Origin of the sequence: Sphingomonas sp. SRS2 (assembly GCF_000971055.1) — a bacterium.
GTDB lineage: Bacteria > Pseudomonadota > Alphaproteobacteria > Sphingomonadales > Sphingomonadaceae > Rhizorhabdus.
Genome location: NZ_LARW01000035.1, coordinates 1 through 5,672, shown reverse-complemented (window position 1 = coordinate 5,672; position 5,672 = coordinate 1). Strand labels below are relative to the sequence as shown.

7 protein-coding genes and 2 pseudogenes are annotated in these 5,672 nt (G+C 58.7%); 3 read left to right on the top strand and 6 right to left on the bottom strand.

What is annotated here, in order from left to right; all coding sequences use genetic code 11:
* From WP12_RS00340 to WP12_RS00310, 6 genes and pseudogenes are all read right to left on the bottom strand, one after another.
* Positions 1-248: pseudogene (locus WP12_RS00340) on the bottom strand (IS6 family transposase); the annotation flags it as partial.
* Positions 249-287: 39 nt separating this feature from the next.
* Positions 288-1,178, bottom strand: coding sequence for a metallophosphoesterase family protein (locus tag WP12_RS00335; protein ID WP_200894429.1), 891 nt, complete (start codon positions 1,176-1,178; stop codon positions 288-290).
* A gap of 116 nt (positions 1,179-1,294) precedes the next feature.
* A complete protein-coding gene (locus WP12_RS00330) occupies positions 1,295-1,732 on the bottom strand; it encodes a hypothetical protein (RefSeq protein ID WP_037523529.1) in 438 nt (145 codons plus the stop codon).
* Positions 1,732-1,995, bottom strand: a complete 264-nt coding sequence (locus WP12_RS23785) for a type II toxin-antitoxin system Phd/YefM family antitoxin (RefSeq protein WP_037523526.1) — start codon at positions 1,993-1,995, stop codon at positions 1,732-1,734. The genes WP12_RS00330 and WP12_RS23785 overlap by 1 nt, the downstream gene beginning before the upstream one ends.
* A 997-nt stretch (positions 1,996-2,992) precedes the next feature.
* The gene (locus WP12_RS25135) at positions 2,993-3,133 is read right to left on the bottom strand and encodes a hypothetical protein (RefSeq protein WP_157009851.1); all 141 of its coding nucleotides are present in this window, start codon (positions 3,131-3,133) and stop codon (positions 2,993-2,995) included.
* 137 nt (positions 3,134-3,270) lie between these two features.
* Entirely contained in the window at positions 3,271-3,945 is a 675-nt protein-coding gene (locus WP12_RS00310; protein ID WP_052730126.1) for an ArdC family protein, read from the bottom strand.
* Between the two features lie 86 nt (positions 3,946-4,031).
* On the opposite strand from WP12_RS00310, the gene WP12_RS24595 reads away from it, so the two are divergent.
* The 3 genes and pseudogenes from WP12_RS24595 to WP12_RS00295 form a co-directional block, all read left to right on the top strand.
* Positions 4,032-4,454 (top strand): hypothetical protein, encoded by a 423-nt coding sequence (locus tag WP12_RS24595; RefSeq protein ID WP_152663833.1) that lies wholly within the window; start codon positions 4,032-4,034, stop codon positions 4,452-4,454.
* A 1-nt stretch (position 4,455) separates the two neighbouring features.
* The gene (locus WP12_RS00300; protein WP_044663221.1) at positions 4,456-4,686 is read left to right on the top strand and encodes a hypothetical protein; all 231 of its coding nucleotides are present in this window, start codon (positions 4,456-4,458) and stop codon (positions 4,684-4,686) included.
* A 345-nt stretch (positions 4,687-5,031) separates the two neighbouring features.
* Positions 5,032-5,543: pseudogene (locus WP12_RS00295) on the top strand (transposase); the annotation flags it as partial.
* Between the last annotated feature and the right edge of the window lie 129 nt (positions 5,544-5,672).

Sequence of the window (5,672 nt, the reverse complement as noted above, 5' to 3'; positions counted from 1 at the left end):
ACCTTGACGTAGGTTTCATCCAGGCGCCAGCTCGGATCAAAGCCACGCCGCCAGAACCAGCGCAGCCGCTTCTCCATCTCCGGGGCGTAGCACTGGACCCAGCGATAGATCGTCGTATGGTCGACCGAAATGCCGCGTTCCGCCAGCATTTCCTCAAGGTCGCGATAGCTGATCGGATAGCGACAATACCAGCGCACCGCCCACAGGATCACATCACCCTGGAAATGGCGCCACTTGAAATCCGTCATCGTTCCGTCCGTCCAATCTCCGCCAAGCATGCTCAAGCTTCACGATTTTTGCAACAGAGCCCGGGCCACAATCGGCAGGCCCGCAGAGTTTTGTTGCCAGTTCGCGGTCAAGGCAGCCCGCAAAAGATTGGGCACATCCCCCGCCGCCTGATCCGTGCAGTCGACCTCTATCCTCACCCATCGCAGCACGTCGAGCTCCACCCGGTCGATGGATGTGACCTGTAGGTCCTCGACAGTGACGATGACCGCGCCTTTTGCCCCTGTTTCCCTGATGGAGCGCCCTTGGGTGTTGCCAGGGAAGACGACATATGGATCTTCGCAGACGATTTCGTGCTCATGCACATGACCCAGCGCCCAATAATCATATTGCTTCGATCTTAGGTCATCGATGCTGCAGGGCGCATATGCGGCGTGGCCCTGCCGGCCCGCCAGGGCGGTGTGCAGCACGCCAATATTGAAGTGATGTGGAGCCGCTTCGGGATAGGCCTGCACGAGATTGTCCGTGACCGCGGAAGTGGCGAAGCTCTGCCCGCTGATCGCAACGCGAATGTCTGGGAGCAGATGGGTTTGAGGCTTTTTTGTACTAAAGAGCCGCACGTTGGGCGGCCAAGGTACGCTACGTGTGAGAACAGACGCCGCGTCATGGTTGCCCGCAAGCAGGAAGACGGGAATTCTAGCCTGATCCAGCCGCCCCATTGCTCTGGCGAAGTAGAGGCCCGTCCCCATGTCCTTCCAATCGCCGTCAAAGAGGTCGCCAGAAATGACAACAAAATCCACGGCCTCGTCGATGGCGTGCTGCACGAGGTTGTCGAATGCAGCGCGCGTCGCGCCGCGGATCTCAGCGTCTGGGAGGCCCTCGTAACGTGAGAGGCCATAAAGAGGGCTGTCCAGGTGAATATCGGCAGCGTGCAAGAAACGGAAGCTACTCATCATCATCCCCCTGGAGATTGAAGTCGTACCTCAATCCGAAGCGCAATTGCGCGCTATTTCTCCGTGTCCGGCTCACGTCACTCTGGCGCCATGCCGTGACTAGAACGACCTTCACGTCATGATGTGCGATTAACCTGACCAACCCGGCGAGCGTCGAAAGCTTCGAGCCATTTACGGCGAACAATTTCATAGAGGCTGGCAGGGAGCAGACCGTAAGCCACGCTGCCATCCTCATCGCCTGGAACAGGGCGAATGTCGGGACCGGGCCACTGGAAGCGATTGGCTTCAGACAGAATGATCCAGGAACGAGCATCATCGAGGCCGAGGCGGACCTTAGTTCGTGTGGGGATCTCGACCGCAAGCCGCTCATCGGCGGGCGGCGTGTGGGTCACCGGCAGGACTGTGACGATCTGCTGACCATCCTTGGTTATCGTGGTGAGCAGAACGGCACACGGCCGATCCTTGCCGCCGTCCTCAAGGCCGATTTTTGCTTCGTGGCTCCAGAGAAAGGAATATCGAATTACGAGGCCGGGAACCGGTGTAGGAAGCGGCATCAATGATCCCGCAGCTCGTCATCGAAATGGGCAGCCTCCGCTGCCGGACGTGCGGCTGCGATCGCTTCACGATCCTCCTCGGTGAAATCGCTCAGCGAGAGCACTTCTCTGTCGCGGCTCTTGAGCCGCATATATTCAGCATGCGACATGAGGACGAGGCTGTCATGCCCGTGATGAGTAATAGTAAGAGGGCTTTCCAAGGCTCGCCGGCTGATACGGCCGAATGATTTGGATGCCTCAACGGAACTGACAGAATGAGCCATGACGTTTCTCCTGTCCGCATAATACGGATTTTCCGGAGAGGTTCAAGGTGGCGGCTAAGCAAGCGGGGCGCGCCTTCTGGCCTCGCCCCGCTTGCCCCATCAGCTCGGAGCCGAGCTCAAGCCGCCTCTGTTCGTGGCACGAGATCGGCTTCCCATTGATCCAGCAGCCGCGCGACGGCGCAAGTCAACCTGCGCAGCCGCGCAATCTCCACCTCCCCAGCAGATGACGAAGCGGTCAGCGCCATGAGATATCTGTTCAGCCGATCGCGCTCCGTGCGGAGGAATGTCAGAAATGGGTGGGCCATAGCTCAATGCGGTGTCCGATCGAGATCCCGCAGCGCATCGACCGAGAAGGGGTGCCTGACATCGGGTGGATTTCTCATCGCGTGCTCGCCCTCAACGGCATGGGCGTCAGATGCCCACGATGCCAGGATAGATCTTTTCACCTCTGGCTCAAATTGGGGATGATGAACGACATCCAAGGGGTGTTGAAAATGGGAGAGGGACATTGGTTTGCCTCCTTTCTTCCTATCCTCTTCCTCTCGCTGCAGAAGAAAAATAAACTTTACGAGGATGGGTTCAAGAATCAATCTGAGCGCCCAAACGGTTGCTTATGGTGAAGCGGTAAACAGCTCGGATACGTTCTCGCAGCTGCGCTCTGGGCGTCGCCGGCCAATCGCGTTCCGAGGCGACAAGAGGATTGCTCCGTCCACTCACGGGAATGACTAACCTGAACAAAGGTTAATCTTATTCGGCAGAGAGTGTTTTTGCGCTATGACGATTCGTGCGACCCGAAGGCTCTGGCTTCAAGCTGAGAGTTTTCTCCTGGCCCGGTTGTTTTCGGATAACCGGGTCGCTTTTATCCCACCTCCTTATCGGCGCCATGCGACCTGGGGGGCGGCGCCCGCGCCGCAATGCGGAGCGGCGATGCCCAGAATGAGGCATCGCGCCGGTAGGTGGGAAGGGGAGGGGACGACCACAGCCGCCCTCCATCCATTCAGGCCATCTGGTCGCTATCTTCCTCCATGTCGATATCGTTCATGGCACCCGCTTGACCGGCTTCCCGCTCACCCGGCAGATCGAAGGCGCCAATGCACATCGGCTCAGGCAGCCAATGGTTGGAGAGACGCTCCGACACCAACTTCCACAGCTAACTTTGCGGCGCGGTCGGACTCGGAATTTCTTCGAGCCGATCAAGGGTGATCGCGTTTGGCATTTTGCCATGACAGCTCTCCAGCTGCGTAAGAGAAGGGCGGCCAGTGGCCGCCCCGATGGTCAAGCCGCTTGCTGCTCAGGGGCAACACCGGCAGCGGCAAGGATGAAATCGCTGGCTGCCTGCGCGGCGGTTGCGGCCTGGAAGATGGCGCGCTTTTCCCCGCGAAGCACAGTCAACCAGCTTGCAAGGTAAGCGGCATGATCTTCGCGCTCGGTTGGTGCCATGCCAAGGGCAGCGCAGAGGAAAGCGGCCGAAATTTCCGCACACAATTCTTCCTTCGCTCGCATTGCGGTGCTGGTGCCATATTGGCGTAGCGTATCCCGGTCCAAGCGGCCGGTGCTGCCGGCACTATGCGATGCCTCATGGGCTAAGGTGGCGTAGAAGGCGTTGCCGCTCGTGAAGCTCTCAAAGCGTGGCATGGTGATGGTATCGGTGGCAGGGCTGTAAAAGGCGCCGTCATCCCGTTCCACGATCTTCACCCCATATGCGCGGAAGAGGGCATCCAGCTGTGGATCACGACTGTCGCGGTTCTGCATGATGGGGGCAGGGGTGGGGAACAGATCGTCTGGCAGGCCTTCGATCTGCTCCAGGTTGAACACTGTGAAACGCTTGAGGAAAGCTATGCGCCTTTCGCTCATGTCTTCGCTCTGCTGATCCTGCTCCTCCTTGGGGCTGATCGACCCGGCATAAACAATTCGGGTGCCCCGCTCACCCTTCTTGACGTTACCGCCCAACCACCAAGCGAGCGCAGCGAGACGGTCCAGCCCTTGCCGGGAAGGGAGGAGGCCACCTCCCTTAATCGAATAGACAGCCGGGCCGCTTGCCGGCCCCCTATTATGTGGTGAGCAGGCCCTCGCTCACCCCCGCGAAACTGCACGCCGCCTGCGCATCGAGCGGGCGTCACCGCTGTGCGAGGATCGTGACCGGGCCGTGCCGAAATCGCTTTGCGGGTTCGGTTGAGCGCAGCGAGATAGAGCCGTGCCGCAGGCCGCACCGCAGGCTGGCTTGTCTGATTTTATCTAGCTTCTGCGATCCCAATCGGTTGCTGGCGCCGCGCAACTTCCGCGTGCTCTATGCAGCGCAACAGTTCTCCACGGTGGTTGCGGAGGCCGTGATCGGCGATCGCTTCGGCGCGAAAACGCGGCGTTATCTCGATCGTCTTTACCTTGAAATCCTTGCGACCAGGGAGGGTTTGTCTGCTTCGCTCGACATGGTCGATACTATCGAGCGAAGCGGCTTATGAGATGGGCATTGACACCGATGCCATGGATAGCAGGGCACGCAACGTGGGAAAGGAATTTACTGAAGAACTGCACAAACGCACGATGGTTGATGAGATCATTTTCGATCCCCGGCTTACGGGCGTGCCGAACATTGCGGTCTTTGATCGTGCTTTTTCGGAGTTGAGCGCGAAGCGCGCGATTGACCTTATTCGGGCCGACGTACTTGCAGATGAGCTGCCCGCCTCGGTGTGAGTTTGCAGCGGTTCAGAACGGGAGCCTGAGCAAAACGGATTTAGCTAACACGCTGAAAAAAAGCATAAAAAGCTGATAATATTCATTATGTTAATAGTGATAGCACAGCTTCTGTGTAAAACTATATCCATTGTGAGGCGGACGCCTATGGTTGGTATCAATCCTCACGATTGACGAACCCAAATTCGGGCGCTGCCGAATGCGACTACATCAGCGCTGGCGCAGAACAGCTGCACGATGCCGGTAATAGCGCGCGGACACTGTCCGCCGTCAGCGCCAATGGCACAGATTGAGGTTGTGATTTAAGGAGGATTTGGGCTTCGTCGTAGTGACGAAGGAACGAAGATGAAGCCCAAATCCTCCTTGAAAAAATCGGCGCCGAAGGCCCCAGCTGAGCGGGTGGTGAAGGACATACGGCGTGCGACGCGCCGGCACTTCTCTGCAGAGGACAAAATCAGGATCGTGCTGGAGGGGCTGCGCGGCGAAGACAGTATCGCCGAGCTGTGCCGCAAGGAAGGCATCGCCCAGAGCCTGTATTACACCTGGTCGAAGGAGTTCATGGAAGCGGGCAAGCGTCGTCTGGCCGGCGATACCGCCCGAGCTGCGACCACCGGCGAGGTGCACGACCTGCGCCGCGAAACCCGTGCCCTGAAGGAATGCGTGGCCGACCTGACGCTGGAAAACCGTCTGCTCAAAAAAAGCATGATCGCGGATGGGGGCGACGAAGAATGAGGTATCCCGCATCTGAGAAGCTCGAGATCATCAGGATCGTCGAGCAGTCGCATCTGCCCGCCAAGCGGACGCTGGACCAGCTCGGCATCCCCCGCCGGACCTTCTATCGATGGTATGACCGCTACCTTGCGGATTCCGACGATCGCGCGCATGTATTCCGATCTGATGCCGCGCGGCGTTCCGACCTGATCGCGCGCAGGTGGATCATCTGATCGTTGGGTGAAGATGTCATTCCTGTTTGCAGTTGGTCAAGC